26 protein-coding genes are annotated in these 26,174 nt (G+C 68.5%); 14 read left to right on the forward strand and 12 right to left on the reverse strand.

Annotation, left to right across the window (positions count from 1 at the left end; translation table 11 throughout):
- Positions 1-21: 21 nt before the first annotated feature.
- The 3 genes from BST17_RS19965 to BST17_RS28810 form a co-directional block, all read right to left on the reverse strand.
- Positions 22-1,179: a hypothetical protein gene (locus tag BST17_RS19965; protein WP_083060643.1), complete on the reverse strand. Its 1,158-nt coding sequence runs from the start codon at positions 1,177-1,179 to the stop codon at positions 22-24.
- Positions 1,176-1,667, reverse strand: a complete 492-nt coding sequence (locus tag BST17_RS19970; protein WP_083060644.1) for a DUF955 domain-containing protein — start codon at positions 1,665-1,667, stop codon at positions 1,176-1,178. The genes BST17_RS19965 and BST17_RS19970 overlap by 4 nt, the downstream gene beginning before the upstream one ends.
- 63 nt (positions 1,668-1,730) lie before the next feature.
- Entirely contained in the window at positions 1,731-2,753 is a 1,023-nt protein-coding gene (locus BST17_RS28810; protein WP_133053556.1) for a hypothetical protein, read from the reverse strand.
- Positions 2,754-2,985: 232 nt separating this feature from the next.
- On the opposite strand from BST17_RS28810, the gene BST17_RS19980 reads away from it, so the two are divergent.
- The 6 genes from BST17_RS19980 to rraA are packed head-to-tail and all read left to right on the forward strand — an operon-like array spanning position 2,986 to position 6,894.
- Positions 2,986-3,642 carry a DUF6474 family protein gene (locus BST17_RS19980; protein WP_083060645.1) on the forward strand — a complete coding sequence of 219 codons (657 nt, stop codon included), beginning with the start codon at positions 2,986-2,988 and terminating at the stop codon, positions 3,640-3,642.
- Entirely contained in the window at positions 3,639-4,154 is a 516-nt protein-coding gene (locus BST17_RS19985) for a copper resistance CopC family protein (RefSeq protein WP_083060646.1), read from the forward strand. The genes BST17_RS19980 and BST17_RS19985 overlap by 4 nt, the downstream gene beginning before the upstream one ends.
- A gap of 35 nt (positions 4,155-4,189) precedes the next feature.
- Positions 4,190-5,071 (forward strand): CopD family protein, encoded by an 882-nt coding sequence (locus BST17_RS19990; protein ID WP_083060667.1) that lies wholly within the window; start codon positions 4,190-4,192, stop codon positions 5,069-5,071.
- Between the two features lie 60 nt (positions 5,072-5,131).
- Positions 5,132-5,608 carry a hypothetical protein gene (locus tag BST17_RS29015; RefSeq protein WP_083060647.1) on the forward strand — a complete coding sequence of 159 codons (477 nt, stop codon included), beginning with the start codon at positions 5,132-5,134 and terminating at the stop codon, positions 5,606-5,608.
- A gap of 45 nt (positions 5,609-5,653) precedes the next feature.
- On the forward strand, positions 5,654-6,409 hold the full coding sequence (locus BST17_RS20000) for a MerR family transcriptional regulator (protein WP_083060668.1): 756 nt from the start codon (positions 5,654-5,656) through the stop codon (positions 6,407-6,409).
- Complete coding sequence (gene rraA / locus BST17_RS20005; RefSeq protein WP_083060648.1) at positions 6,406-6,894, forward strand: ribonuclease E activity regulator RraA; 489 nt, start codon at positions 6,406-6,408, stop codon at positions 6,892-6,894. Before BST17_RS20000 ends, rraA begins: the two co-directional genes overlap by 4 nt.
- Positions 6,895-7,011: 117 nt before the next feature.
- On the opposite strand, the gene BST17_RS20010 is transcribed toward rraA, so the two are convergent.
- The gene (locus BST17_RS20010) at positions 7,012-8,481 is read right to left on the reverse strand and encodes a flavin-containing monooxygenase (protein WP_083060649.1); all 1,470 of its coding nucleotides are present in this window, start codon (positions 8,479-8,481) and stop codon (positions 7,012-7,014) included.
- Positions 8,482-8,558: 77 nt separating this feature from the next.
- Between BST17_RS20010 and BST17_RS20015 the strand changes: the two genes are divergently transcribed.
- The 3 genes from BST17_RS20015 to BST17_RS20025 are packed head-to-tail and all read left to right on the forward strand — an operon-like array spanning position 8,559 to position 10,773.
- Entirely contained in the window at positions 8,559-9,191 is a 633-nt protein-coding gene (locus tag BST17_RS20015) for a TetR/AcrR family transcriptional regulator (protein ID WP_083060650.1), read from the forward strand.
- Positions 9,192-9,216: 25 nt separating this feature from the next.
- The gene (dinB, locus tag BST17_RS20020; protein ID WP_083060651.1) at positions 9,217-10,434 is read left to right on the forward strand and encodes a DNA polymerase IV; all 1,218 of its coding nucleotides are present in this window, start codon (positions 9,217-9,219) and stop codon (positions 10,432-10,434) included.
- A 48-nt stretch (positions 10,435-10,482) separates the two neighbouring features.
- A complete protein-coding gene (locus BST17_RS20025) occupies positions 10,483-10,773 on the forward strand; it encodes a YiaA/YiaB family inner membrane protein (RefSeq protein WP_083060652.1) in 291 nt (96 codons plus the stop codon).
- Here the strand turns inward: BST17_RS20025 and BST17_RS20030 are convergent.
- Both BST17_RS20030 and BST17_RS20035 read right to left on the reverse strand, forming a co-directional pair.
- Positions 10,770-11,780, reverse strand: coding sequence for a PHP domain-containing protein (locus BST17_RS20030; RefSeq protein WP_083060669.1), 1,011 nt, complete (start codon positions 11,778-11,780; stop codon positions 10,770-10,772). The genes BST17_RS20025 and BST17_RS20030 overlap by 4 nt on opposite strands.
- Before the next feature lie 52 nt (positions 11,781-11,832).
- Positions 11,833-12,414, reverse strand: coding sequence for a TIGR03086 family metal-binding protein (locus BST17_RS20035; protein WP_308214658.1), 582 nt, complete (start codon positions 12,412-12,414; stop codon positions 11,833-11,835).
- Between the two features lie 88 nt (positions 12,415-12,502).
- On the opposite strand from BST17_RS20035, the gene BST17_RS20040 reads away from it, so the two are divergent.
- Complete coding sequence (locus BST17_RS20040) at positions 12,503-13,357, forward strand: LLM class F420-dependent oxidoreductase (protein WP_083060653.1); 855 nt, start codon at positions 12,503-12,505, stop codon at positions 13,355-13,357.
- Positions 13,358-13,807: 450 nt separating this feature from the next.
- Here the strand turns inward: BST17_RS20040 and BST17_RS20045 are convergent, their stop codons facing one another.
- Together BST17_RS20045 and gltB are read right to left on the reverse strand one after the other, a co-directional pair.
- Positions 13,808-15,274, reverse strand: coding sequence for a glutamate synthase subunit beta (locus BST17_RS20045; RefSeq protein WP_083060654.1), 1,467 nt, complete (start codon positions 15,272-15,274; stop codon positions 13,808-13,810).
- Positions 15,267-19,859, reverse strand: coding sequence for a glutamate synthase large subunit (gltB, locus tag BST17_RS20050; protein WP_083060655.1), 4,593 nt, complete (start codon positions 19,857-19,859; stop codon positions 15,267-15,269). The genes BST17_RS20045 and gltB overlap by 8 nt, the downstream gene beginning before the upstream one ends.
- 502 nt (positions 19,860-20,361) lie before the next feature.
- Between gltB and BST17_RS20055 the strand changes: the two genes are divergently transcribed.
- Entirely contained in the window at positions 20,362-21,174 is an 813-nt protein-coding gene (locus tag BST17_RS20055) for a PaaI family thioesterase (protein WP_083060656.1), read from the forward strand.
- Positions 21,175-21,199: 25 nt separating this feature from the next.
- Here BST17_RS20055 and BST17_RS20060 read toward each other — a convergent pair whose 3' ends face one another.
- The 3 genes from BST17_RS20060 to BST17_RS20070 all read right to left on the reverse strand — a co-directional run bounded on the left by BST17_RS20060 (position 21,200) and on the right by BST17_RS20070 (position 23,097).
- Complete coding sequence (locus BST17_RS20060; RefSeq protein ID WP_083060657.1) at positions 21,200-21,739, reverse strand: Dps family protein; 540 nt, start codon at positions 21,737-21,739, stop codon at positions 21,200-21,202.
- Positions 21,740-21,831: 92 nt separating this feature from the next.
- Positions 21,832-22,728, reverse strand: a complete 897-nt coding sequence (locus tag BST17_RS20065) for a DNA-3-methyladenine glycosylase family protein (protein ID WP_109750220.1) — start codon at positions 22,726-22,728, stop codon at positions 21,832-21,834.
- A 9-nt stretch (positions 22,729-22,737) separates the two neighbouring features.
- Positions 22,738-23,097, reverse strand: a complete 360-nt coding sequence (locus tag BST17_RS20070; protein WP_083060658.1) for a DUF427 domain-containing protein — start codon at positions 23,095-23,097, stop codon at positions 22,738-22,740.
- 64 nt (positions 23,098-23,161) lie between these two features.
- Between BST17_RS20070 and BST17_RS20075 the strand changes: the two genes are divergently transcribed.
- Complete coding sequence (locus BST17_RS20075) at positions 23,162-23,617, forward strand: SRPBCC family protein (RefSeq protein WP_083060659.1); 456 nt, start codon at positions 23,162-23,164, stop codon at positions 23,615-23,617.
- Here the strand turns inward: BST17_RS20075 and BST17_RS20080 are convergent.
- The gene (locus BST17_RS20080) at positions 23,614-24,984 is read right to left on the reverse strand and encodes an NAD(P)/FAD-dependent oxidoreductase (RefSeq protein ID WP_083060660.1); all 1,371 of its coding nucleotides are present in this window, start codon (positions 24,982-24,984) and stop codon (positions 23,614-23,616) included. The two genes, BST17_RS20075 and BST17_RS20080, sit on opposite strands and share 4 nt — an antisense overlap.
- 75 nt (positions 24,985-25,059) lie before the next feature.
- Here BST17_RS20080 and BST17_RS20085 point away from each other — a divergent pair, with 75 nt between their 5' ends.
- Both BST17_RS20085 and BST17_RS20090 read left to right on the forward strand, forming a co-directional pair.
- Positions 25,060-25,527 carry a DUF4262 domain-containing protein gene (locus BST17_RS20085; protein WP_083060661.1) on the forward strand — a complete coding sequence of 156 codons (468 nt, stop codon included), beginning with the start codon at positions 25,060-25,062 and terminating at the stop codon, positions 25,525-25,527.
- A 119-nt stretch (positions 25,528-25,646) separates the two neighbouring features.
- The coding region (locus tag BST17_RS20090; protein ID WP_133053557.1) for a DUF222 domain-containing protein at positions 25,647-26,174 on the forward strand (528 nt) is incomplete at its 3' end.

Below are 26,174 nucleotides of genomic sequence, written 5' to 3' on the forward strand. Positions count from 1 at the left end.
CGCGAGGCACCGTTTGTGCGTTCAGGGCTGTTGGACCAGCGCCCGGTACTGCTCGGCGATCGCCAGGATCCACTCCCGGTCGGAGAACGTGGCCGGCTGGCGCAGCCAGTTCAGCCCCGGGAACGCGGCATGCGCGTCCTCGCGGCCCTCGCCGCGGCCGTCGAAGATCCAGCCGGCGATGCCGCGCGCCTGTTCGTCCGCGGGCACCGGCGGGGAATCGAGGTCCGCGAGATCGCCGATCTCGGCGATGTTGAGACTCTGCTCGCTGTCGCGCAGGCCGGAGCCGGCGTCGACCCGGCGGCGGCGCAGTCCCTCGGCGGCAATGGCTTCCAGATACAACGAGTCCGAGATCAGCGACATCTGCTCGGCGACCCGGAACAGCAACGGCCCGCGCGGACGCACCCCGATACCCACATCGGGATGGCGCTCGTTGAGTTCGGCCAGCAGCGGCTGGATCGTGCGCATCTCGCGGCGGGCCCCGAACCAGTCCTCGATGCTGGGCAGCAGCGACCCGCCGGCGACCACCAGCATGGCGCAGCCCAGCAGGGTGGCTGCGGCGCCGACACCGAGCACATCGGTGTTACCGACCGCCCGCAGCAGGAAGAAGGCGCTGGCCAACACCATCAGCACCATGCCGACGCTGAAGACGAACAGTGCCCGGCCGCGCCGGGTGCGGTTGGAATGACGCACACCCGCCCAGGCCACCAGGGTCAGCGCCAGCAGCACGTAGAGCATCGGCAGCAGCCAGGCCGAGGATCCGCCCGGGGCCAGGTGCCGACGCAGGTATTCCTCCGGCGCCATCTCCGGTTCCTGCTCGCGGCGGAAGAATCCCACCAGCGTGGCGGCCGCGATACCGGCGGCCACGACGTACTGCGCGATCGCGATCCGCCGGATCGTCGTCGGCTTGCGGTCCGAGGCCACCGTCGTGATCATCACGCAACTGCCCGCCGCACAGGCGATCAGGGCCACCTGGCTGAGCGCGACGGAGATGTTGGGCCAGCGCAACGCGGTGTCGATCAACAGCGTCAACGGCTGCCAATTCAACGCGGCGACGATGCCCAGGCTGCCCAGCGCGAGGATCATCGCCGTGCTCACCAGCGACTGCTTGTTGACCAGCGCCCAGCCGATGCGCAGGCCGGTCGCCAGTCCGAGCAGACCGGCGATCACCCAGACGGTCAACCAAACGCCTCTCCGAGGCGCACCTGCACGATCGATGATCGATCCGAGGGCAGCCTGCCGAGCCGGTAGATCAGCAGGGCGGCGAAGTCCTCGGCCTCCTGCTCGGCCTCCTCACCGGCCGGGCCCATGCAACCGGTCCGCTGGTTGAGCATGTACCCGATCAGATCCGAGGTGGCCAGCTCGGTCACCTCGCGGGCGGCCTCGACGACAGGGGTACCGGCATGACCGAGCACCAGGTGGCCCAGCTCGTGGGCCAGCGTGCGGTCCCAGGCCGGCAGACCCTTCTGGATCAGGAAGACATCGTGGTCGGCGTACTGGCGCCACTGGCCGCACACCCCGGACGGCAGGTCTGCCATCTTGATCTGGATCGGACGGCCCTGATCCTCGGCCACTGCCTCGACAAGACGCGGCAGCGAGACCTCCCCCTTGCGCGGGGCCAGGTCCAGCACGGAGCTCACGGCGCGGGTGACGCGACGACTGGCAGGCATGATGTCCCCCTTTCCAACCTTTCCACTATGGCGCTGACGTTCGCTGCTCGCGAGGAAAACCGGTCAACTCACGAACCGCCCCGAACCCGTCGACCGGATCGTCAGGCCCGCACGGGCCTGTCGGTAGCCGATCAATCCCCCCACTCCGGTGAGCAGCATGATGCCGGTTGCTCCGGGCACCGCCATCGCGGCCACCGTCGACATCGGCGCAGTGCGTAGGTGTTCGCCGTAACCGGCCCGGTAAGACGCGGGCACCGCGTCGACGCTGCGTGGCGGCGCCGGGCGCTCGGCGGGTGGCGCGCCGCGCGTGGCCGGGGGTGCGGGGCGGGCGGCAACGGACCCGCCCGAGGCGCCGCCGCGGCCTGCACCGCCCGCACCGGGTGCGGCGGGCGGCAGGGCGGCCACCGGCAGCGGCGGCATCGGCATCGGCAGCGCGGCGGGTACGGCCGGCCCGGGCGCCGGCACCGATGGTCCGGGATTCGCGGCAGCCAAGGGGATTTCCGGAACCGGACGGCCCGGCAGGTCAATGGCAGGAGGGACCGCCGGCCGCCCGGCCGGTGGCGCGGCGCCGCCGTCGTACCCGTCGCCGGTTCCCGATGATGGAAAGCCCCCGTCGGGCGGGCTCGGCCACCACCAGCCGCACTCGTCGTCGTCGGGATCTTTGGGATCCTTCGGATCGGCGGGCTCCCGGACGGCCTGATCCGCCGTGTCGCGGTCGTCCCCGGTCGCCTCGTCGGTGCCGTTCGGGTCCGCCGGTAATTCGCCCGCATCAGCCGCGGGCTCGCCGGGGGATGCCTCGCCCGGCTCCTGGGGAAGTTTGCTGTCACCGGTCTCGGGGTCGGTCTTCCCGGCCGGATCGGGGGTAACCGACAGCTGTCCACGCCGCCCGATCGGCGGGGCCGCGACCCGGGGACGGGGCAACCCGGCGCGGGTGGACACGGCGCCCTGCGGACGCGTTTCCGCACCGGCGTTCCGGTCCCCGGACGGCTCACTTTCGGTGTCCGGCTCGGCGAATGCGATTGCGCTGGAGGCGGTGCCGATCAGCAAGCCGGAGCACACGAGGCAGACAGCCGCGGCGACTCGCATGCGCGAACCCACGTCGTCACCACCCCTTCAAGGCGTCACCGTGCAGATCAGCAGTCGTTTCGGCAATTGTCGCACACCCCGTGGATGCTGTTTGCTGCAGCGCGTAAACCAGCCGGCCCGCAGGGCGCCTGAGGGTGGTGGGCATGGTAGAGCGATAGGGTTGGCCGCAACGGCGGCATGTGCCCATGCCGTCCACCCACCACATCGACGATATGACCGGGAGGCGCCGCCGATGGCCCTGTTCACGCGACGCAAGAGCCGTGCGACCCGGCGCGCCGAGGCCCGGGCGATCAAGGCGAAGGCCAAGCTGGAAGCCCGGCTCGCCGCCAAGAATGATGCCCGGCGCATCAAGGCCGATCGCAAGGCCGCGGCCCGCGCGGTGAAGGCTCAGCTCAAGGCCCAGCAGGACAGCGACCGGGCGGCGCTCAAGATCGCCGAGACCCAGCTGCGGGCTGTCCGCGAGGGCAAGCTGCTGTCCCCCATCAAGGTGCGCCGGGCGCTGACGGTGTCCCGGTTGCTGGCCCCGGTGCTGGTGCCGCTTGCCTATCGCGGTGCCATCGCCGCGCGCGGGCTGCTCGATCAGCGCCGCGCGGACCAGCTCGGGGTGCCGCTCAGTCAGGTCGGTCAGTTCTCCGGCCACGGCGCGGCGCTGTCGGCGCGCATCACCGGCGCCGAGCAGGCCGTTCGGCGGGTCGCCGAGAAGAACCCCAAGGACGCCGAGACGCGCGCGTTCGTCACCGCGGTCGGCGACCGGCTGACCGATCTGGCCGCGGCCGTCACCGCCGCCGAGAACATGCCGTCGGCCCGCCGCCGCGCGGCGCACACCGCCATCGGCGATCAGCTCGACGGTATCGACGCCGACATCCTGGCCCGGCTCGGCCTGCCGTGATCCGGCTGTTCACCGCCGTGGTCGCGGCGCTGTTGGCCGTGCTCGGATCCGGCGGCGCCGGTGTCGCCTCCGCGCATGCCGCGCTGGTGTCCACCGATCCGGCGGCCGGGGCCACCCTGGCCGAGGCGCCCGCCGTGGTGTCCGCGACGTTCAGCGAGGATCTGCAGACCGCCTTTGCGGCGATGACGGTCGTCGGTCCCGACGGCAACCTCTGGTCGACCGGTGATCCGCGGGTCAGCGGTCCGGTCGCCGAGGTGGATCTGCGCCCGCTCGGTCCGGCGGGCACCTACACCGCCAACTACCGCGTCACCTCCGCCGACGGGCACGTCATCAGCGGTTCCTGGTCGTTCGAGCTCACCGTGGCCCGCACCGGTACGCCCGGTCCGCCGGTGACCGCGCCCGCTCCGGATGTGCCGGCCGACGAGTCCGGTCTACCGGTGTGGCCGTTCATCGCGGGTGCGGTGGTTCTGGTCGGGGCCGGCGTGTGGTGGAGCCGACGCCGCCGCACGTGAGCCGGTTGCGGCGGGCCGGTCTTGCGGTGTTCGTCATGGCTGCCGGCGTCTCATTGGCGTGGGCGCTCGCCCGGCCGCAGCTGTCGCTGCCCACCGCGCTGACCCGGATGCTCGCCGATGGTTCGGCGGTGGTGGTCCTCGGACTGGCCGCGGTGCCGTTCCTCGATGTGCCGCGCCATCGCGCCGAACTGGCCGGGCGCAGTGCACCGGTCCTGGCGGTCGCTGCCGGGGTCTGGCTGGTCGCCGAGTTGGTCCGGTTGGTGATCGCCGCGGCGGCGACGGCCGACGTCACCGTCCTGGATCTGGGGGTGCGGACCACGGCCGAGTACGCGACGGCCACGGTCGCCGGGCGGGCCGACCTGATCAGCGTGCTGTGTGCCGCCGCGGTCGTCGCCGCGGCCGTGACGGTGCGCGGTACCCGGCCGACCGCGTTGATCGCCGGCATCGCCGCGTTGGGAACCGCCTCGCGCACGTTGGCCGGTCACCTCTCCGACAGCGCGCTCGGCGGCGTCGCGGTGACGCTGCACGCGCTGGCCGCGGCGGTGTGGTGCGGCCTGCTGGCCGCGCTGGTGCTGACCGTCGGGCACCGTGGGCAGTGGGCGCGCGTCCTGCCGCGGTTCTCGGTGTTGTCGCTGTGGTGCGTGCTGGTGCTGCTCGTCGGCGGCGTGCTCAGCGCGGCGGTGACGCTGGGCTCGCCGGCGGCATTGATCGGCTCCGGGTACGGCAGACTCCTGCTGGCCAAGGTGGTGGTGACCGCCGGTCTGATGGCGCTGGCCTGGCAGAACAGGTCACAGTGGCTGCCCTCGGCACGTGGGCACCGGGTCAGCGCGCAGGTCTCTGCCCGACGCTCTGGCACCGAGCTGGCATTGATGGCAGTGGCCCTCACCCTGGCCGCGGCGTTGGCGGTGACCGGTTAGCCGGTTTGGGCTGCTGGCATGATGGGGATTTCCGATTCCACCCGGCAGAGGAGCTGAGCCATGGCCGACGAGCAGGACCTTCCCGAGCAGAAGGACCCGGCTGACCCCGGCCTGCCCGCGGACGGCCCGGCCGAGCCCACGCCGCCCGCCCCGCCCGCCAAGAAGGCGCCCGCCAAGAAGGCCGCTCCGGTGAAGGCGACGCCGGCCAAGAAGGCGGCGGCGAAGAAGGCTGCGCCGGCGAAGGCACCGGCCAAGAAGGCTGCGCCCGCGAAGAAGGCACCGGCCAAGAAGGCCCCGCCCGCCGCGGCGGCACCGCCGGTCGTTGAGCAGGCCGAACCGACCGCCATCGTCAAAGAAGCCGCCAAAGAGGTTGCCGCCCAGGCGAAGTCCACCGTGGCCGCGGCCTCGCCCGTCCCCACCGTCGCGCCCGCCGTCGGCCCGGACCAGTCCCGGCTGCCGCTGGCCGTCGCGATCGCGGTCGGCCTGCTTGCCGTGGTGGTGGTCCTGTGGACCCGCCGCGGCGACGACGAGGGCTGATCCGGACTTGACCCTGACGCGACGTCAGGGGCCATGGTCGAGTTCATGGACGAACGGACTGTCGGCGGTGTCGCCGCCCTGACCGGGGTGTCCGTGCGCACCTTGCACCACTACGACCACATCGGCCTGGTGGTGCCCAGCGTGCGGACGGCGGCCGGGTACCGGGTATACACCGATGCCGATGTGGAGCGGCTGCACCTGGTGCTCGTCTACCGCGAGGCCGGGTTGCCGCTCGAGGAGATCCGCGTCCTGCTCGACGACCCCGAGGCCGACGAGCTGTCCCGGCTGCGCCGTCAGCACGCTCTGCTACTGGAACGTGCCGAGGGACTGCAGCGCACCATCAAGGCAGTGGAGGAACTCATGGACGCACACCACGCAGGAATCCAGTTGACCGCTCAGGAGCAGGTGGAGATCTTCGGCACCACGGCCTTCGGCGCCGAGTACGCGGTCGAGGCGCAGCAGCGGTGGGGTGACACCGCGGAGTGGGAACAGTCCCGGCGCCGCGTCGCGCAGCTGAGCAAGCAGGACTGGATCGACATCAAGGCCGAGGGCGATGCATTGCTTGCCGATCTGGCCGCTGCCAAGCGGTCCGGCGTCACCGCGGGATCACCGGAGGCCGACGCGCTGACCGCCCGGCACCGCGCATCCATCGAGCGGTTCTACGAGTGCGGCGGCGAGATGCACCGCAATCTCGTCGAGATGTACCTCGCCGACGCCCGGTTCACGGCGTACTACGACGATGTCGAGCCCGGGTTGGCCCAGTTCGTCCACGATGTGGTCATCGCTAGCATCATGGAATGACTGTCCAGCCCCGCGCCACGGCCGATCTGGTCGACGAGATCTATCCCGACGTCCGCAGCTGCGATCTGCAATTGCGCAATTTCGGTGCGCGCACCGAGTTCGCCGGCCCGATCACCACGGTGCGCTGTTTCCAGGACAACGCCCTGCTGAAGTCGATCCTGTCGACCCCCGGCGATGGCGGCGTACTCGTGGTCGACGGCAACGGATCGCTGCACACCGCACTGGTCGGCGACATCATCGCCGGGCTCGCGGCCGACAACGGGTGGGCCGGGGTGATCGTGCACGGGGCGGTGCGGGACGCGGCGGCGCTGCGCACCATCGACGTCGGCATCAAGGCGCTGGGCACCAATCCGCGCAAGGGCACCAAAACCGGTGCGGGCGAACGGGATGTCGAGGTGAGCTTCGGCGGGGTGACGTTCGTCCCCGGGGAGATCGCCTACAGCGACGAGGACGGGATTGTCGTCGTCGCCGGAGGCGGCGCATGACCCCCGTCGCCGGAGGCGGCGCATGACCCCCGTCGGCCGACCCACCTGGCGCGAGAAGACGTAAATCCCCCCGAAAAGGGCATCTTTCGGGGGGATTTGCGTCTGCTCGCCGGGCAATCAGGCCGAGACGGCCGCCCGGTGCTTGGTGAACAGCAGCGACTCCTCGTCGACCTTGCCGTACCGGATGGTGCGCAGGTCGATGAAGTAGTTCTGCTTGAGTCGCCAGGGCGCCTCCGAACCCGATTTGGGCAGCGAATCCATGGCCCGGCGGAAGTAGCCCGGGGTGAAGTCCATGAACGGTTCTTCCTTGATCGCGGCCCCCGGGTGCTGCGGCTCGACCCGGTCGAATCCGTTGTCGTCCATGTAGTTCAGCACGCGGCAGATGAACTCCGAGACCAGGTCGGCCTTCAGGGTCCAGGATGCGTTGGTGTACCCGAAGGTGATCGCCATGTTGGGCACGCCGGAGAGCATCAGACCCTTGTAGGTCATCGACTTGGTCAGGTCGATCGGCTCACCGTTGCGCAGCGCCTTCGCGCCGCCGAACAGCTGCATGTTCAAACCCGTTGCGGTGATGATGATGTCGGCGTCCAGGTGTTGGCCGGAGGCCAGCGTGATACCGGTCTCGTCGAACTTCTCGATGATGTCGGTGACCACGTCGGCCTTGCCCGACCGGATCGCCTTGAACAGATCGCCGTTGGGCGCCAGGCAGACTCGCTCGTCCCACGGGTCGTAGCGTGGGCTGAAGTGCTTGTCGTAGTCGAAGTCCCTGGGCAACCGGCGAGTGGCCATCTGCCGCAACGCCTTCTTGAACACCGACGGGAAGCGCCGGGCGATCTGGTACTGACCGGTGGCGTATCCGATGGCCTTCCAACGGTTCACGAAGTGCGCCATGTGCTTGGGCAGATACTTGTTGGCCTGTACGGCCACCGGATCCTCCAGCGGCAACGACCCGATGTAGGTCGGCGACCGCTGCAGCATCGTCACATGCCCGGCCCCACCGTCGACCAGTGACGGGATCAGTGTGACGGCGGTGGCACCCGACCCGATCACGACGATCTTCTTGCCCGCGTAGTCCAGATCCTCCGGCCAGTGCTGCGGGTGGATGATCTGACCCGTGAAGTCCTCGGAGCCGACGAAGGTCGGCGAGTAGCCCTCGTCGTAGTTGTAGTAGCCACTGCAGACGGACAGGAAGGACGCGGTGATCTGCTTCTGCTCACCGTCGGCCTCGACGGTGACGGTCCACCGGTTGTCGGTATCGGACCAGTCCGCGGCGGTGACCTTCTGGCCGGTGCGGATGTGCTTGTCGATGCCGTTCTCCACGGCGGCCTCGTTGATGTAGTTCCAGATCGAGGCGCCGTCGGCGATCGAGCGGGACGAGGTCCAGGGCTTGAACCGGAAGCCGAGGGTGAACATGTCGGAGTCCGACCGGATACCGGGGTACTTGAACAGGTCCCAGGTGCCACCGATGTTCTCCCGGCGCTCCAGGATGACGTAGCTCTTGGACGGGCAGCGGTCCTGCAGATGCCAGGCGGTGCTGATACCGGAGATGCCGGCACCGACGATCACGACGTCGAAGTGTTCGTTCATGGGACCGACGGTATCAACATGGTGTTGAGTCAGTCAACGGTGTGTTGAGAAAGTCGACACGGTGTTAAGGTGAGGCCGTGACCATCGCCGGCTCGAGTCGCGGACGCCGTGCCGCGCGTCCCTCCGGGGACGAGCGGCAACAGGCGATTCTGGACACCGCCGCCCGGCTCATCGAGCATCGATCGTTCGCTGAGATCTCCGTCGACGACCTGGCCAAGGGTGCCGGTATCTCCCGGCCCACGTTCTACTTCTACTTCGCCTCCAAGGAGGCGGTGCTGCTGTCGCTGATGGACCCGCTGATCAAGCGCGCGGACACCGGCTTCGACAACGCGATGGACACCATGCCCACCGAACCGCACGAGGCGATCCGGCGCGGTATCGAGATCTTCTTCAGCTCGTTCGGCTCGCATCCGGCCACGGCGCGCGCCGGGGCGGAGGCGGTCAGCAGCAGCCCGGAGTTCCGCGCCATCTGGGCCGGCCTCATGCAGAAGTGGATCGGGTTGACCGCGGCCCTGATCAACGCCGAACGCCAGCGCGGTGCGGCGCCGGACACGTTGCCCGCGCTGGATCTCGCGACCTCACTGAACCTGATGAACGAGAAGATGATGATGGCCACGCTGGCCGGCGACCGGCCTTCGGTCGACCATGACCGGGTCGTGGATACTCTCACGCATATCTGGCTGACCAGCATCTACGGCACCGCACCCTGATCTTGTCGGAGCCGGATGCGAACATGTGTTCGTGTCCGGCGCACGTGACGGGTTGGCGACCATCCTGCATGCTGATCTCGACTCGTTCTACGCCTCCGTCGAGCAGCGCGACGACGCGAGCCTGCGCGGCCGGCCGGTGATCGTCGGCCGCGGCGTGGTGCTGGCCGCCAGTTACGAAGCCAAGGCCTACGGGGTGCGCACGGCCATGGGTGGATACGAGGCCAGACGGCTCTGCCCGCACGCCATCGTCGTCCCGCCCCGGATGCGGGCCTACACCGACGCCAGCCGAGCGGTGTTCGAGGTCTTCCGCGACACCACCCCACTGGTCGAACCGCTGTCGGTCGACGAGGCCTTTCTCGACGTGGGCGGGCTCGGCAGGGTGTCGGGCACCCCGGTGCAGATCGGGGCACAGCTGCGCGAGCGGGTCCGCATCGATGTCGGCCTGCCGATCACGGTCGGGATCGCGCGCACCAAGTTCCTGGCCAAGGTCGCCAGCCAGGAGGCGAAGCCCGACGGACTGCTGCTGGTTCCGCCCGACCGCGAACTGGCGTTCCTGCATCCGCTGCCGGTGCGCCGGCTCTGGGGCGTCGGCGCCAAGACCGCCGACAAGATGCGCACCCACGGCATCCACACCGTGGCCGATGTCGCCGAGCTCAGCGAGACCTCACTCGGCGCCATGGTCGGCCCCGCGATGGGCAGGCAGCTGTTCGCACTGGCGCACAATATCGACCGTCGCCGCGTCGTCACCGGCGTCCGGCGGCGCTCGGTCGGGGCGCAGCGCGCGCTGGGCAGAGCGGGCAGCAGCATGTCCGACGCCGAGATCGACGCCGTGGTGGTCAACCTCGTCGACCGCATCACACGGCGGATGCGGGCATCGGGGCGGACCGGGCGGACGGTCGTGCTGCGCCTGCGCTTCGCGGACTTCGGCCGGGTCACCCGTTCGCACACCATGGCCCGGGCGACCGCATCCACCGAGGCGGTGCTCGCGGCGGCTCGTGACCTGCTGGCCGGGGCCGGGCCGCTTATCGCCGAACGCGGGCTGACCCTGGTCGGTTTCGCGGTCTCGAACATCGATCGCGACGGCGCCGCCCAGCTGGAGCTGCCGTTCGGCACACCGGTCGACCAGGGCGCGTTGGACGCCGCCGTCGACGAGGTCCGTCAGCGCTTCGGCAACGCGTCGGTCACCCGCGGAGTACTGGTGGGGCGCGACCCGGGTCTGGAGATGCCGATGCTGCCGGATTGAGTAGTTTCACCCATTCGCCGCACGGCCACCGTCGGGCAGGGTGGGGCCATGAACGCATTCAGCGACACGGCAAAGGTCACCGCAGCATTCTCCCTGCAAGCGCACATCGCCTTCGGCGTGAGCTTCCTCGGCGTGCTGGCCGGAATCACGTTCCTGCCCCTCGACTTCTGGCAGCGCATGTTCCTGGCGATGTCGGTGCTGTTTCTCGTCACCAGCGCCTTCACACTCGCCAAGGTGATCCGGGATCAGCAGGAATCAGCCAGCGTGCATGCCCGCATCGATGAGGCGCGGATGGAAAAGCTGATCGCCGAACACAATCCGTTCACATCGGCGAGCTAGCGGTTCGGGCCGGCCCACTCCAACAACCGCTGGACAGACCACGTGTTGACGATGCGGTCCACCGGCACCCCGGCATCCAGGGCGCGTTGCGCGCCGTAGCCCAGGAAGTCGAGCTGGCCGGGGGCGTGCGCGTCGGTATCGATCGAGAAGTCGCAGCCGATCTGTAAGGCCAGCTCCAGTAGCCGGGTCGGCGGGTCGCGCCGCTCGGGACGCGAATTGATCTCCACCGCTACACCGTTGTCCCGGCACGCGGTGAACACCGCCTCGGCGTCGAACTGTGACTCCGGACGCGTCCCCCGGCCCCCCTCCACCAGCCGCCCGGTGCAGTGGCCCAGTACATCGGCTTGACCACCGGACACCGCACGCACCATCCGGCGCGTCATCGCCGGTGCATCCATCTTCAGCTTCGAATGCACGCTGGCGACGACGATGTCGAGGCGCTCGAGCAGTTCGGGTTCCTGGTCCAGCGTGCCGTCGTCGAGGATGTCGACCTCGATTCCGGTCAGGATGCGCAGACCGGGAAACTGTTCGCGCAGTTCGTCTATGACGTCGAGCTGGGCACGCAACCGCTCCGGCGAGAGGCCGTTGGCGACGGTCAGCCGCGGGGAATGGTCGGTCAGGGCGCAATATTCGTGGCCGAGCTCTTGAGCGGTGGCCATCATCTCCTCGATCGGAGCGGACCCGTCGGACCAATTCGAGTGCAGATGCAGGTCGCCCTTGATCGCGGCGCGAATCTCCCCACCGCCGAGATCTGCTGCGCTCTCCCGTAATTCGACCAGCGTCTCGGGCTCCCGGCCGGCCCACGCCTGGGCGATGACCTTGGCGGTCTTGGGCCCGACACCCGGCAATGTCTGCCAGCTGTTGGTCTTGCCGACTTTCTCCCGCTGTTCGGGAGTCATCGCTTCCACCACATCGGCGGCCTTGCGGTAGGCCATCACCCGGCGCGAGTCCTCGCGGGCCCGGTCCTTGTAGTACGCGATGCGGCGTAGTGCGGCCACCGGGTCGATACGGTCCATGAATCAAGTGTGCCCGGGCCGCCGCCCGGTCACACCCGCCCGGTCACACACGGCCCCACGCGGGGTCACGGCCGCTCAACGCCAGCGCCCGGGCGAAGTCGCCGGCGTCCGCGGCGATTGTCACCGGTGCGCCGAACAGTCCCTCGACCGGACCACCGGCGGTGAAGGCGGTCAGATGCCCGAGCAGCACCGTCGCGATGTCGTCATCGACGGTGTAGGCCTGTCCGGTGGCGACCGCGATATCCCACCCGTGCACCACCACCTCGGTCAGTGCGACCAGGCCGCAGAGTTCACCCGGCAGGTCGACGGCCCCCACCCTGGTCATCCCGGCCCATGCCTGCGGCGCCCGCCACGCCTGCGCGAATGCGGTGAGCCGGGCGGGATAGTCGTCCCGCCAGCCCTCGTCGAGAGGGTAACCATCGGCGCCGGGCGGGCTGTCGGTCAGCTCGCCGAGGTTCTTGGCCGCCGCGGCCCCGAAGGCCGCGGCCAGTTGGCCCACATGCGCCACCACCTGCCCCACCGACAGTTCCGCGCATGGCGTCGGACCGCTCAATTGACCGTCGCGAACACCGCCGAGTACCGCCGCGGTGCGCGCGCTCACCGTCCCCATATCGATCATGGTCATATCGACTTCCGGCGGACACCGAACTCATCGCGGCCGATCACGGCGGGTATGCCGGAATTTATCGCCCGCGGATGGTCGTTGACCAAGTGTGGACTTTGCCTTCAAAACCTCACCGCAGAACACCACCTGGTCGGACATGCTGGCCATCTGGAAGACCGCCGATGACATCGACGTTTTCCAGTCCGGGTGGACGTTCGATCACTTCTATCCGATCTTCTCCGATTCGACCGGCCCGTGCCTGGAGGGCTGGACGACGCTGACCGCGCTGGCGCAGGCCACCGAGCGGCTGCGGGTCGGCGTTCTGGTCACCGGCATCCATTACCGGCACCCCGCCGTGTTGGCCAACATGGCCTCGGCGCTGGACATCATCTCCGGCGGGCGCCTGGAACTCGGGATCGGCGCCGGCTGGAACGAGGAGGAATCCGGCGCGTACGGCATCGAACTCGGTTCCATCAAGGAGCGTTTCGACCGCTTCGAGGAGGCCTGCGAGGTCCTCAAGGGCCTGCTGAGCCAGGAATCCACCACGTTCGACGGCAAGTTCTACCAACTCAAGGACGCCCGCAACGAACCCAAGGGCCCGCAGCAACCGCATCCCCCGTTCTGCATCGGCGGCAACGGCGAGAAGCGCACCCTCAAGATCACCGCGAAGTATGCCGACCACTGGAACTTCGTAGGCGGCACGCCGGAGGAGTTCGCCCGCAAGCGCGACGTGCTGGCGGCGCACTGCGCCGATATCGGTCGCGACCCGAAAGAGATCACGCTGTCGGCTCATATTCGGCTCGGCGAGGATCGCAACTATCGCCGAGTCGTCGAGGACGCCATCGCGCTGGGCGCCGAGGGCCTCGACCTCGCGATCATCTACCTGCCGCCGCCGTATGACCCCGCCGTGTTGGAACCACTCGCGGAGACCATCAGGGATTCGGGGCTGCTGGCCCGTTCCTAAATATGACGGTCACGAAATTATTACGATTCGGCAAACCTATGCTGATCCGGTCCGCCGAGGCCCGGTGGACCGGGTCAGTAGCCGTATCGGAGTAACTCGGCGGAGGTGATGAGGCGCTCGTGCTTAGCTGGGAACTCACGGCTGCGACGCGGGTGACGCAACCATGACCAGGCGATTCGACTCACCAGTGACCGTGAATTGGGTGTCATGTACACGGTAGGAACTCCTGCGGTCGGCGAATAGCTGCACCGTGGGGTCACTTTACCGCACGACCCCTGCTCAGCCATTAGACACCTGTGACGCGGCTAACACCAACCGGCACGCCGATTAAAAATCGGATGTTTCTGCTGTGACTTGTGTTGCTGATGTGACTCGACGTCAAGCGCTCAGCTGATCGAAATGCTCTTCGCGCAAGCGCTCAGCTAATCGAAATGCTCTTCGCGCAAGCGCTCATCGCTGGGGCGCGGCCGTCGGCGCGATCGGCCGTGGCAACGCGGACTCGCCCATCAGGTAACGGTCGACACCGGCCGCAGCGGCGCGGCCCTCGGCGATCGCCCACACGATCAACGACTGTCCGCGCCCCATGTCGCCGGCCACGAACACGCCCGGCACATTGGTCTGGAAGTCCTTGTCGCGGGAGACGTTGCCGCGGTCGGTCAGCTCGACACCCAGCTCGGTCAGCAGGCCCTCGCGCTCCGGGCCCACAAAACCCATCGCCAGGAAGACGATGTCGGCCTCCAGCTCGAAGTCCGACCCCTCGACCTTCTCGAACTTGCCGGCCTTCATCTGCACCTCGTGCACCTTCAGCGAGGACACCCGGCCGTCGGTTCCACAGAACTCCTCGGTGTTGACCGAGAAGACCCGCTCGCCGCCCTCTTCGTGCGCCGAGGCCACCCGGTACATCAGCGGGTAGGTCGGCCACGGCGTCGACTCGGCGCGCGTCTCCGGCGGGCGCGGCATGATCTCAAACTGGTGGATGCTCGCCGCACCCTGGCGGTGCGCCGTGCCCAGGCAGTCGGCACCGGTGTCACCGCCGCCGATGATGACGACCTTCTTGCCCTTGGCGGTGATCGGCGGTTCGCCGTCCGCTCCCGCCACGTCGTCACCCTGCTGCAGGCGGTTGGCCCACGGCAGGTACTCCATCGCCTGATGGATGCCGTCGAGCTCACGGCCCGGGATCGGCAGGTCACGCCAGGCGGTGGCACCGCCGGCCAACACGACGGCGTCGAACTCCTCGTCCAACTGCTCGACGGTGATGTCCACCCCGACGTTCACCCCGGTGCGGAACTGGGTCCCCTCGGCCGCCATCTGCTCCAGCCGACGGTCGATGTGGCGCTTTTCCATCTTGAACTCGGGAATGCCGTAGCGCAGCAGCCCGCCGATACGGTCGGCCCGCTCGAACACCGTCACGCTGTGACCGGCACGGGTCAGCTGTTGGGCCGCGGCCAGTCCGGCCGGGCCGGAACCCACGACGGCCACCTTCTTCATCGTCCGCACGGTCGGGATCATCGGTGTGACCCAGCCCTGGTCGAAGGCGTTGTCGATGAGCTCGACCTCGACCTGCTTGATGGTCACCGGATCCTGGTTGATACCCAGCACGCAGGACGCCTCACACGGCGCCGGGCACAGCCGGCCGGTGAACTCCGGGAAGTTGTTGGTGGCGTGCAACCGCTCGATACCGTCGCGCCAGCGATCCCGGTACACCAGGTCGTTCCACTCCGGGATCAGATTCCCGAGCGGGCACCCGTTGTGGCAGAACGGGATACCGCAGTCCATGCAGCGCGAGGCCTGCACCTGCAGCGTCTCGTGGTCGAAGTCCTCGTAGACCTCTTTCCAGTCCTGCAGGCGCAGGTCGACCGGCCGCCGGGCCGGAGTCTGGCGGACGGTGTGCTTGAGGAAACCGCTCGGATCAGCCACGGGCCGCCGCCATGATCGCCTCGTTCACGTCCTGACCCGAGTTCTCGGCCTCTTCGATGGCCTCCAGCACCCGCTTGTAGTCACGGGGCATGACCTTCACGAACTGCTTCGCCGCGCCGTCCCAGTCGGCCAGGATCCGGCGGCCCACCGCCGAGTCCGTCGTATCGACATGTGCCACGATCATCTCCTGCAACACCTCGAGATCCTCGGCGGCCAGGTCGTCGAGGTCGACCATCTCACCGTTCACATTGCCGGGCAGCCGGCCGTCCGGGTCGTAGACGTACGCGACGCCACCGGACATACCCGCCGCGAAGTTGCGACCGGTACGGCCCAGGATGACGACCGTGCCGCCGGTCATGTATTCACACCCGTGGTCACCGACGCCCTCGACGACGGCCTGTGCACCGGAGTTGCGCACCGCGAACCGTTCGCCGACCTGACCGCGCAGGAAGGCCTGCCCGGTGGTCGCGCCGAACAGGATGACGTTGCCCGCGATGATGTTGTCCTCGGCGACATAGTCACTGGGTGCGTTGCCCGGTGGCCGCACCACGATCCGGCCGCCGGACAACCCCTTGCCGACGTAGTCGTTGGCGTCGCCGTGCACGCGCAGCGTGATACCGCGCGGCACGAACGCGCCGAAGCTGTTGCCGGCCGACCCCTCGAAGGTGATGTCGATGGTGCCGTCCGGAAGCCCTTGCCCGCCATAGGCTTTGGTGACCTCGTGGCCCAGCATCGTGCCGACGGTCCGGTTCACATTGGCGATCTTGGTGGTGAACCGCACCGGCGTCCCGGTGTCCAGGGCCTCCCGGCACTGGGTGATCAGCTGCTGGTCCAGCGCCTTGTCCAGACCGTGATCCTGCCGCGAGCTGCAGTACAGATCCTGGTTCATGAACGCCGAGTCGGGCTCGTGCAGCACCGGCGCCAGGTCCAGCTTGTGCGCCTTCCAGTGTTCGGCGGCCTGGGTGGTGTCCAGCGCGCCGACCTGGCCGACCATCTCGTTGATGGTGCGGAAGCCCAACTGGGCCATCAGTTCCCGCACCTCTTCGGCGATGAACATGAAGAAGTTCTCCACGAACTCGGGCTTGCCGTTGAAGCGCTGGCGCAGCACCGGATTCTGGGTCGCCACACCCACCGGGCAGGTGTCGAGGTGGCACACCCGCATCATGATGCAGCCGGAGACCACCAGCGGTGCGGTGGCGAAGCCGAATTCCTCGCCGCCGAGCAGCGCGGCGATCACCACATCGCGGCCGGTCTTGAGCTGGCCGTCGACCTGCACCACGATGCGGTCGCGAAGTCCGTTGAGCAGCAGGGTCTGCTGGGTCTCGGCCAGGCCGAGCTCCCACGGGGCGCCGGCATGCTTCTGCGACGTCAGCGGGGTGGCCCCGGTGCCGCCGTCATGACCGGAGATCAGCACCACATCGGCGTGTGCCTTCGAGACACCGGCGGCGACGGTGCCGACACCGTTCTCGCTCACCAGTTTCACGTGGATGCGGGCGTGCGGGTTGGCGTTCTTCAGATCGTGGATCAGCTGCGCCAGATCCTCGATCGAGTAGATGTCATGGTGCGGCGGCGGGGAGATCAGCCCGACGCCCGGCGTCGAGTGCCGCACCTCGGCCACCCACGGGTACACCTTGTGCCCCGGGAGTTGGCCGCCCTCACCGGGCTTGGCGCCCTGGGCCATCTTGATCTGGATGTCGGTGCAGTTGGTCAGGTAGTGGCTGGTCACCCCGAAGCGCCCGGACGCCACCTGCTTGATGGCACTGCGCCGCCAGTCCCCGTTGGGGTCCGCTTCGAAGCGCGCCACGTCCTCGCCGCCCTCACCGGAGTTGGACCGCCCACCGAGGCGGTTCATCGCGATGGCCAGCGTCTCGTGCGCCTCGGCCGAGATGGACCCGTAGCTCATGGCGCCGGTCGAGAAGCGCTTGACGATCTCGCTGGCGGGCTCCACCTCGTCCAGCGGAACCGGTTCCCGGACACCATCTTTGAACTTCAACAGACCGCGCAGCGAGGCCATCCGCTCACTCTGGTCGTCGATCAGCTTGGTGTATTCCTTGAAGATCTCGTACTGGCCGGTGCGGGTCGAGTGCTGAAGCTTGAACACGGTGTCCGGGTTGAACAGGTGGTATTCACCCTCGCGGCGCCACTGGTACTCACCGCCGACCTCGAGTTCGCGGTGCGCCCACTCGTCGGGGCGGTCCAGGTAGGCCAGCTCGTGGCGGGCAGCGACATCGGCGGCAATGTCGTCGAGATCGATACCGCCTGTCGGACAATGCAATCCGGAGAAGTACTCGTCGAGCACCCGCTGGTTGACGCCGATCGCCTGGAACAGCTGGGCACCGGTGTAGGAGGCCAGGGTGGAGATGCCCATCTTGGACATCACCTTCAGCACGCCCTTGCCCGCGGCCTTGACGTAGTTGGCCTTGGCCGCATCGCTGGACAGGCCGGTGATGACACCGCGGTCGATCATGTCGTCGATCGACTCGAAGGCCATGTAGGGGTTGATGGCTGCGGCGCCGAAGCCGCACAGCATCGCCATGTGGTGTACCTCGCGGGCATCGCCGGATTCGACGACCAGCCCGACCTGGGTGCGGGTGCGCTCGCGGACCAGATGGTGGTGCACGGCGGCAACCGAGAGCAGCGACGGGATCGGGGCCAGCCACTCGGTGGATTCGCGGTCGGACAGCACGATGATGCGGGCCCCGTTGCGGATGGCCTGGCTGACCTTGGTGCGGACGTCCTCCAGCGCGCGGCGCAGGCCGGCGCCGCCGTCGGCGACCGGGTACAGGCAGCTGACGACGGCGGCCCGCATCCCGTGCTTGCGTCCGTGGATCTCGTGGTCGGGGTCGACGTCGACCAGTTTGGACAGATCGGCATTGCGCAGGATCGGCTGTGGCAGCACGATCTGGCGACAGGAGTTCTCGTCCGGGTTGAGCAGGTCGCCCTCCGGGCCGACGGTGCCCTGCAGGCTGGTCACCACCTCTTCGCGGATGGCGTCCAACGGCGGATTGGTGACCTGGGCGAAGAGCTGCTGGAAGTAGTCGTAGAGCATCCGCGGGCGCTGTGAGAGCACCGCGATGGGGGTGTCGGTGCCCATCGAGCCCAGCGCCTCGGCGCCGGTCCGCGCCATCGGCGCGACCAGCAGGTTCAGCTCCTCGTAGGTGTAACCGAACGCCTGCTGACGCAGCACCACCCGGTGGTGCGGCATCTTGACGTACTTGCCCGGCGGCAGATCGTCGACGTGGAACAGACCGGCGTCCAACCATTCCTGGTAGGGATGCTCGGCGGCCAGCTGCGACTTGATCTCCTCGTCGGAGACGATGCGCCCCTGGGCGGTGTCGACCAGGAACATCCGGCCCGGCTGCAGCCGGATCTTCTGCACCACGGTGGACGGGTCGAGGTCGAGCACGCCCGCCTCGGAGGCCATCACGACCAGGCCGTCCTCGGTGACCCAGATGCGCGACGGACGCAGACCGTTGCGGTCGAGCACGGCGCCGATGACGGTTCCGTCGGTGAAGCACACCGACGCCGGGCCGTCCCACGGCTCCATCAGCGACCCGTGGTACTGGTAGAACGCCCGCAGCGCGGGGTCCATCTCGGTGTTGCGCTCCCAGGCCTCCGGAATCATCATCAGCACCGAGTGCGCGATGCTGCGGCCGCCCAGGTGCAGCAGCTCGAGCACCTCGTCGAAACGGGCGGTGTCCGAGGCTCCCGGGGTACAGACCGGGAAGATCTTGTTCAGGTCGTTGTGATAGCCGAACACATCGGTGTGGATGAGCGCCTCGCGGGCCTTCATCCAGTTCTCGTTGCCGGTGACGGTGTTGATCTCACCGTTGTGGGCGACGCGACGGAACGGGTGTGCCAGTGGCCAGGACGGGAAGGTGTTCGTCGAGAAACGCGAGTGCACGATGCCCAGCGCGCTGGTCAGCCGCTCGTCCTGCAGGTCCAGGTAGAAGGCACGCAGCTGCGGGGTGGTCAGCATCCCCTTGTAGACGAAGGTCTGGCCAGAAAGACTTGGGAAGTAGACGGTTTCGCGGCCGGGGCCGTCCTGACCGGGGCCTTTGGTGCCCAGCTCGTGCTCGGCGCGCTTGCGGATCACATAGGCCCGGCGCTCCAGGTCCATGCCCGAGGCGCCGGCGATGAAGATCTGCCGCAGCGTGGGCATCGCGTCGCGGGCCAGGGCGCCCAGCGAGGAATCGTCGTGCGGGACATCCCGCCAGCCCAGCAGCTGCAGCCCCTCGGCCTCGACGATCTTCTGGACGGCTTCGCACGCCAGGTTGGCGTCGCGGGCCGACTGGGGCAGGAAGGCGATACCGGTGGCGTAGCTGCCCTCGGCGGGAAGTTCGAAGTCCCCCTGCTCGGCCACCACGGCCCGCAGGAACTCGTCGGGCACCTGCAGCAGGATGCCCGCGCCGTCACCGGTGTTGGGTTCGGCGCCGGCGGCCCCGCGGTGCTCCAGGTTCAGCAGCGCGGTTATCGCCTTGTCGACGATGTCGCGGCTGCGGCGGCCATGCATATCGGCCACCATCGCCACGCCGCAGGAGTCGTGCTCGTATGTGGGGTGGTAGAGACCCTGCTGGGGCGCCATTATCACCTGACCCTTAACTCTCGAAGCCTGCTGGAGGCTTCATGGACAGCCGGCTGACGCCGGCGGCATCCGGTGGTCACCGATCTGGCGATCGCGGTGCCTTCGTGCAGCAATGAACGACGGCGTTCACCCACTCGCCACAAGTGGACAAAACGATATGACAAAGACCGCAAGGCATGCCAACTTAGCCAGACCTAACTAGACTGTTTCGCCGCTCTCGCCGGGCGCCGGCCCGACGGCCCGTGATTCGTCCGAGAAATGTTGACGCCGAACACCTTTGGCGATGATGCGCGGCGTCCGGCAACCACGACCGACGATCACCGAAAATGAGACGTCAGTCACATGCATTTGCCACCCGTTCACGTCGCCGCTTCGAACTGCGACTTTCCACTGAAGGAAGTTTGCTGAAAAGACTTCTCAGATTCTTAGATAACGCCCTTTTGCCACGATAGATACCCCCTACAGGTATCGCCCGGGGCGGTCGGGGCGAAGCTGGACGGTGATGTCCTATCCACAGACCACTCCGCCCGGCCGTTTCGGCATCCGCAACGTCGGCGACGGTCCCGTCGACCACGCGGCGACCATGCCCGTCGCCGGGCTGTGCAACCCGTTCACCGGGGCGCCCAGCCTGGCCCCGTTGGCGGTCCTCGTCGACCACATCGCCGGGTTCGCCAACCACGCCCGGCGACCCGACGGGCACTGGACGGTGTCCAGTGAGCTCTCCATGGAGTTCGCGCCCGATGCCCAGACGATCCTGGCCGCCGACCCCGCCACCCCGGTGCTGGCCGAGAGCCGGGCCGTGGGCGCGGCCGGCACGACCTCGCTGTCGATCTGCGATCTGACCCATGGCGGGACGGAGATCGGACTCGCCACGGTGCGCACCTTCTACATCGAGGCCGCCGTGCACGTGCCCGGCGCGTTCGAGCAGCCGGTCGAGTCCACCGAGCCGCTGCCGACCGCGCTGGCCGACCTGATGGCGGTGGAGATCGCCGAAACCGGCGGCGACGCGGTGGTCCTGCGCCAGTTGGCGCACGCCGCGGTGAACAACACCCTCGGCGCGGTGCACGGTGGCGTGGCCGCGGCCGGACTGGAGCTGGTCGCCAGCGCCGCGCTCAACGTCGGCCGTCCCCAGGATCCGCTGCACACCGCATCGTTGCGGATCAACTATCTGCGCAGGCTGATCGGCGGCGGTCGCTCCCATTACACGGCAACGCCGCTGCACGTCGGACGTAGCAGCGGCGTGGCCGAGGCTCAGGGCATCGGGGATGACGGCCGGGTGGCGCTGACGGCCAGGCTGACGGCGTACCGCCGCTGACCGATCACGCCCCGCGGGCAGTCGACTAACGAGCCTGGTTGGCGGCGCCCTTTTCGGTGGACTCGCCCTCGTGAACCAGCGTGCCACCGGAGCTCTCCAGGTGTGCGCGCACGAACCACTGGAACTTCTCCAGCTCGCCGGCGTGACCGATCAGCAGATCCTGGGACACCAGGTCGATGTCATCGAGCCGCTCGATGTTCTTACGGGTGTCTTCGATGATCCCGGTGTAGACCAGGTCCAGCGCGGCCAGATGCGCCTGCACCTTGTCGCGGTTCACCGAGTAGTCGTCCCACGTGCGGTCGTTGATGATCGCGCCCGGCGTTCCGAGCGGCGACGCACCGAGCGCCGCAATACGTTCGGCCACTTCATCGGCGTACCCGCGGACCAGCTCGACCTGCGGGTCGATCATCTCGTGCACACCGATGAAGTTCGGCCCGACGACATTCCAGTGCACGTGCTTGAGGGTCAGGTGCAGATCGTTGTAGCGGCTGAGCTGCTTTTGCAGCAGTTCGGCCACCTCGCTGCCCTGCTTGTCGGACAGTCCGGGGATGGTGAACGAGGTCATGGTCGCTCCTTCGCGTGACGTCAAGGTGTCTTCGGCATCGACGTGCCTCCGGGACGTTTACCCACCGGCGCCATCCGGTAATCACCGGTCGATCAGAGCGCGCGCAGGTTAGGAATGGCTTGCCTGGGCGCCCGGCGCGGATTCACGGCCAGCCCACTGGCATAGAGCAACCGGACCGCGCGGTGGCGGTGCGGGCGCAGCGGGGCCAACAACTCGACCATCGCCGCATCGTCGATCGGTACACCGAGCAGGCTGAGCCCGACCGTCTTGGCCAGATGGAAATCGCCCACCGACAGTTCGTCCGGGTCACCGAACGCCCGCTGTACGGTCTCCGCGGCCGTCCACTCCCCCACGCCCGGTAGGGATCTCAGTCCCCGCACCGCGTTTTCGGCGGTCAACCGATCCAGCGCGTCCGCGCGCTGGGCGCATCCGACCACGGTGCGGGCCCGCCCCGGATCCACGTTGGCCAGGTGGAACTCCCAGGACGGGATGCGCCGCCAGACCTCCGCACTCGGCGGTACCCGCATATCGGCCGGCGCGGGCCCCGGGGCCGGTTGGCCGAACTTCGTGGTGAGGATGCGCCAGGCCCGGAACGCGTCCTTGCCATAGACACGCTGCTCGATGACGGCCGGGATCAAGGCCTCCAGCACCCTGCCGGTGCGGCCCAGACGCAGGTGCGGCACGCGCCGGTGCGCCTGGGCGACCGTCGGCTCCGACGGGTCGAAATCGGTGGCGTCATCATCGTGGCCGAGCAACGCGGGCAGTCCGTCGAGGAACTCGGCGGCGCCGCTTCCCCACGCCTCGCATTCCACGGTGTCGATCGCGGTCTTGGCGATCCGGGCGGTCACCGGACCGGTGCGCATCAGCGAGGTCCGCCAGATGTCGGTGCCGATGATCTGGAAGCACGGGTCACCGCTGCCGCGGCGCAGCGGGGCCAGCGTCAGACCGGGGCTGACGGGCCCCCCGAAGGTCAGCGTGGCGGACGGCACGCACCCAATCTAGGCCAGTTCGATCCGCGCCTTGTCCGGGTAGAAGGCAACCCGGCCGGCGATCTCGGCGACCGCCGGGTAGGGCTGCTGATAGGTCCAGATGACATCGGCCACGTCGTTGACGTTGTAGTACGTCGCGTCACCCTTGTACGGGCAGTAGGTGGTCGTCGCGCTGGCCGAGAGCACCGCGGGATTTATGTCATCCAGCGGGATGTACTGCACCGGCGAATAGCTGGCCTCCTGCAGCGTCAGCGCGTCGTCGGTCCGGGCGATGGTCGCGCCGCCGACGGTCACGGTCACCCGTCGTCCGGTCGGTGTGATGGTGATCGGGTGGTCGGCACTGGGCTGCCGCGGCTGCCGCTCTGTCATAGCGCTGTCAACGAACTCGGGCCGGTGGTGATTCCCGTCACCTCCGACTCGATACCATCGGCGCATGACTGCACCGGTACACGCGTCCGTGACCATCGCCGCCGAACCCGCCGCGGTGTACGCGTTGATCACCGATCTGCCCACGTTGGCGTCGCTGGCCGAGGAGGCGCACGCCATGTCCTGGACCAAGGGTTCGGCTGCCGCGCCCGGGGCGGTGTTCAAGGGGCAGAACCGCAACGGGTCGAAGTCTTGGAGCACCACCTGCACCGTCACCACGGCCGAGCCGGGCCGGGCGTTCGCCTTCGACGTGAAGTCGGCGGTGTTCCCGGTGGCGCACTGGCGCTATGACATCGTTCCCGCCGAGGGCGGTTGCACCGTCACCGAGTCGACGTGGGACCGCCGGGCCGGGTGGTTCAAGAAGATCGCCGGTCTGGCCACCGGGATCAGCGACCGCGACACCGCGAACGCCGAGCACATCCGGCTGACCCTGCAGCGGCTCAAGGAGCGCGCCGAAGCCTAGGGCTTGCGGGTGATCAGATCCGCCGCCCGCGCGATCGGCGAGGTCCTGGGCGATCCGCTGCGCTCCTCGTGCCGATCGGCCAGCCGGTAGGCGAGGTAGAGGCCGCGCACTCCCAGCCAGCGCAGCGGTTCGGGCTCCCAATTCCGCGACCGATGGCCGACCCAGGGCAGCTCGGTGCGCTCGGTGCGCCGTCCGGCGACGAGATCGGCCAGCGTGTGGCCGGCCAGGTTGGCCGCCGTCACCCCGTGCCCGACGTAGCCGCCCGCCCAGCCCAGTTCCGTCGTACGGTCCAGCGTCACACCGGCTTGCCAGTCTCGCGGCACCGCCAGCACACCGCACCAACCGTGCGCGATCGGCACGTCGCGCACCTGCGGCAGCAGCGAATGCAGCACCGCGGTCAGGGATCTGATGGTGCGGGCGGGCACCCGCCCGTCCAGATCGGTGCGCGACCCGAAGCGGTACGGCACGCTGCGACCGCCGATGGCGATGCGGTCATCGACGGTGCGCTGGGCGTAGAAGAAGCCGTGCGCAGTGTCGCCGACGAGTTCTCTTTCCTGCCAACCGATCTCATCCCAGATGGCGGCCGGGATCGGGTCGGTGGCGATCATCGAGCTGTTCATCGGTAGCCAGCGCCGGTGCAGACCCGGCAGTGCCGAGGTGAATCCCTCGGTGGCGCGCAGCACGACGGGTGCCCGCACGGTTCCGCTGACGGTGACCGCACGTCCCTGGGCGATCTCGATGACCGGCGATCGCTCGTAGACCGTGACGCCGAGGCGTTCGACGGCGTGGGCCAGACCACGCACCAGCGCGGCGGGTTGGACGCGGGCACAATGCGGTGTGTGATAGGCCGCAGACACGCGGTCGAATGTGATCCGTTGCGCCGCTTGCTGATCAGTGAGCTCAGTAACGTCGTTGCCCCACCGGCGCTCCTCGGCGAGGACGGCCGCCAACCGGGCCGCCTGGGCGGGGTTGCGAGCGATCTCCAGATTGCCGCCCTTGACGATGCCCGCCTCGATCCCCTCGGCGGCCGCCACCGCGATGACCTCGTCGATGGCGTCGTTGAGTGCGCGCTGCCAGGCCACAACCCGTTCGCGGCCATGCTCTTTCGCCATCCGGTTACGGTCGCCCGGGATCAGTCCGGACAGCCAGCCGCCGTTGCGTCCGGACGCACCGTAGCCGGCGAACCGGGCCTCCAGCACGGTGACGCGCAGGCCCGGGTCGGCCTTCTTGAGGTAGTAGGCGGTCCACAGGCCGGTGTAGCCCGCGCCGACGATGCAGACATCTGCGTCCCGATCGCCGGGCAGTCGTGGGCGCGGCGTCGGCAGGGTGGCGAACCAGTGCGAGACCCGACCGTTGCGCGTGGACACCCTTCGATTCTGTCAGCCGGTGTTGTCGGTGGGCCGGCGGATGGTGGACCCAAGTACTCACGGAAGGGGCACACCATGTGCTGGCAATGCGATCACCCCGGGGCGACCCGGGCCGACTATCTGGAAGTCCTGCACGGCAAGGTGACCAGGAACGGCTGGGCGGTGCAATACGTCGAGACGGATCCGCCGTTCGCCTACACCATCGGCCTGAGCGATGCGGGCCTGCCCGAACTTCTCATCACCGGGTTACCACCGGAACGGTCCCTGCTGTTGTTGAGCACGACGGCGCACTACATGGTGCACGAGGTGGAACCCGCGCCCGGTGACACGATGACGTTCGGCGACGACTCGGCGGCCGAGTTCGTCGAGGTGGCCGCACCCGACGTCCACATGGGGTGGGCGGTGACCTATCACCGGGGTCCCATCCGTGCCCTGCAGATCGTCTGGCGTGACGATGCCGACCACTCGCCGTGGTGCCCGGATTTCAACCGCGGCGGGCCGCGGCAGCCGGTGCTGGGCGTTCGGGGACCGGTCGACAGGTGACGAACAGGTGGGGTTCCGGTCGACGGGAGGTCTCGACGGCCCGAACCCTACCGTCACGTTCTCATCGTCGACTGGTTCGAGGACCAATACTGTCGGTGGCCGGTGGCATAATCGCACACATGTTCGATAGTCGAGATGTGGGTACCCATCTCGATACCGCGCGCGACCAACTGCGCGCCGAACGCGCGGCGGTGGCCGCCAAGGTGCTGGCCGCCGGGCGGTTCGCCCTGGCCCGGATGGCCCAGCTCGGCCACGCCTTCGACGACCTCATCGTCGATGACTGGGAACTGGCCGCCGCTGAGCTGGGCGCCGAGCTGGGCATCAGCCGCGGCCGGGCCTGCACGCTGATCACCCAGGGCCGCGACCTACTCACCCGACTGCCCGCCCTCGCCGAGGTGTTCGCCACCGGAACCGTGGATCTGCGGGTACTGCGGCTCATCCTCACCCGCACCGCCCTGATCATCGACCCCGACATCATCACCGTCATCGACACCCAACTCGCCGCCAAGACCCCATCCTGGAACCCGCTGTCGGACGAGCGGATCGCCGATCTGATCGACTGGATGATCATCGACGTCGACCCCGAAGCGGTGCGCCGCGCCCGAAACGCCCGCCGGCGCCGCCACCTGAGCATCGACCCGGTCGGC

It is taken from the genome of Mycolicibacterium bacteremicum (assembly GCF_002086115.1).
In the GTDB taxonomy this organism is placed as follows: Bacteria; Actinomycetota; Actinomycetes; order Mycobacteriales; family Mycobacteriaceae; genus Mycobacterium; species Mycobacterium bacteremicum.

Excerpts from the sequence above, each read along its gene's own strand:
- BST17_RS19970 (WP_083060644.1), bottom strand. The coding sequence starts at position 1,667 with ATGCCTGCCAGTCGTCGCGTCACCCGCGCCGTGAGCTCCGTGCTGGAC.
- BST17_RS28810 (WP_133053556.1), bottom strand. The coding sequence starts at position 2,753 with ATGCGAGTCGCCGCGGCTGTCTGCCTCGTGTGCTCCGGCTTGCTGATC.
- BST17_RS19980 (WP_083060645.1), top strand. The coding sequence starts at position 2,986 with ATGGCCCTGTTCACGCGACGCAAGAGCCGTGCGACCCGGCGCGCCGAG.
- BST17_RS19990 (WP_083060667.1), top strand. The coding sequence starts at position 4,190 with ATGGCTGCCGGCGTCTCATTGGCGTGGGCGCTCGCCCGGCCGCAGCTG.
- BST17_RS29015 (WP_083060647.1), top strand. The coding sequence starts at position 5,132 with ATGGCCGACGAGCAGGACCTTCCCGAGCAGAAGGACCCGGCTGACCCC.
- BST17_RS20000 (WP_083060668.1), top strand. The coding sequence starts at position 5,654 with ATGGACGAACGGACTGTCGGCGGTGTCGCCGCCCTGACCGGGGTGTCC.
- rraA (WP_083060648.1), top strand. The coding sequence starts at position 6,406 with ATGACTGTCCAGCCCCGCGCCACGGCCGATCTGGTCGACGAGATCTAT.
- BST17_RS20010 (WP_083060649.1), bottom strand. The coding sequence starts at position 8,481 with ATGAACGAACACTTCGACGTCGTGATCGTCGGTGCCGGCATCTCCGGT.
- BST17_RS20025 (WP_083060652.1), top strand. The coding sequence starts at position 10,483 with ATGAACGCATTCAGCGACACGGCAAAGGTCACCGCAGCATTCTCCCTG.
- BST17_RS20035 (WP_308214658.1), bottom strand. The coding sequence starts at position 12,414 with ATGACCATGATCGATATGGGGACGGTGAGCGCGCGCACCGCGGCGGTA.
- gltB (WP_083060655.1), bottom strand. The coding sequence starts at position 19,859 with ATGGCGCCCCAGCAGGGTCTCTACCACCCCACATACGAGCACGACTCC.
- BST17_RS20055 (WP_083060656.1), top strand. The coding sequence starts at position 20,362 with ATGTCCTATCCACAGACCACTCCGCCCGGCCGTTTCGGCATCCGCAAC.
- BST17_RS20060 (WP_083060657.1), bottom strand. The coding sequence starts at position 21,739 with ATGACCTCGTTCACCATCCCCGGACTGTCCGACAAGCAGGGCAGCGAG.
- BST17_RS20070 (WP_083060658.1), bottom strand. The coding sequence starts at position 23,097 with ATGACAGAGCGGCAGCCGCGGCAGCCCAGTGCCGACCACCCGATCACC.
- BST17_RS20075 (WP_083060659.1), top strand. The coding sequence starts at position 23,162 with ATGACTGCACCGGTACACGCGTCCGTGACCATCGCCGCCGAACCCGCC.
- BST17_RS20085 (WP_083060661.1), top strand. The coding sequence starts at position 25,060 with ATGTGCTGGCAATGCGATCACCCCGGGGCGACCCGGGCCGACTATCTG.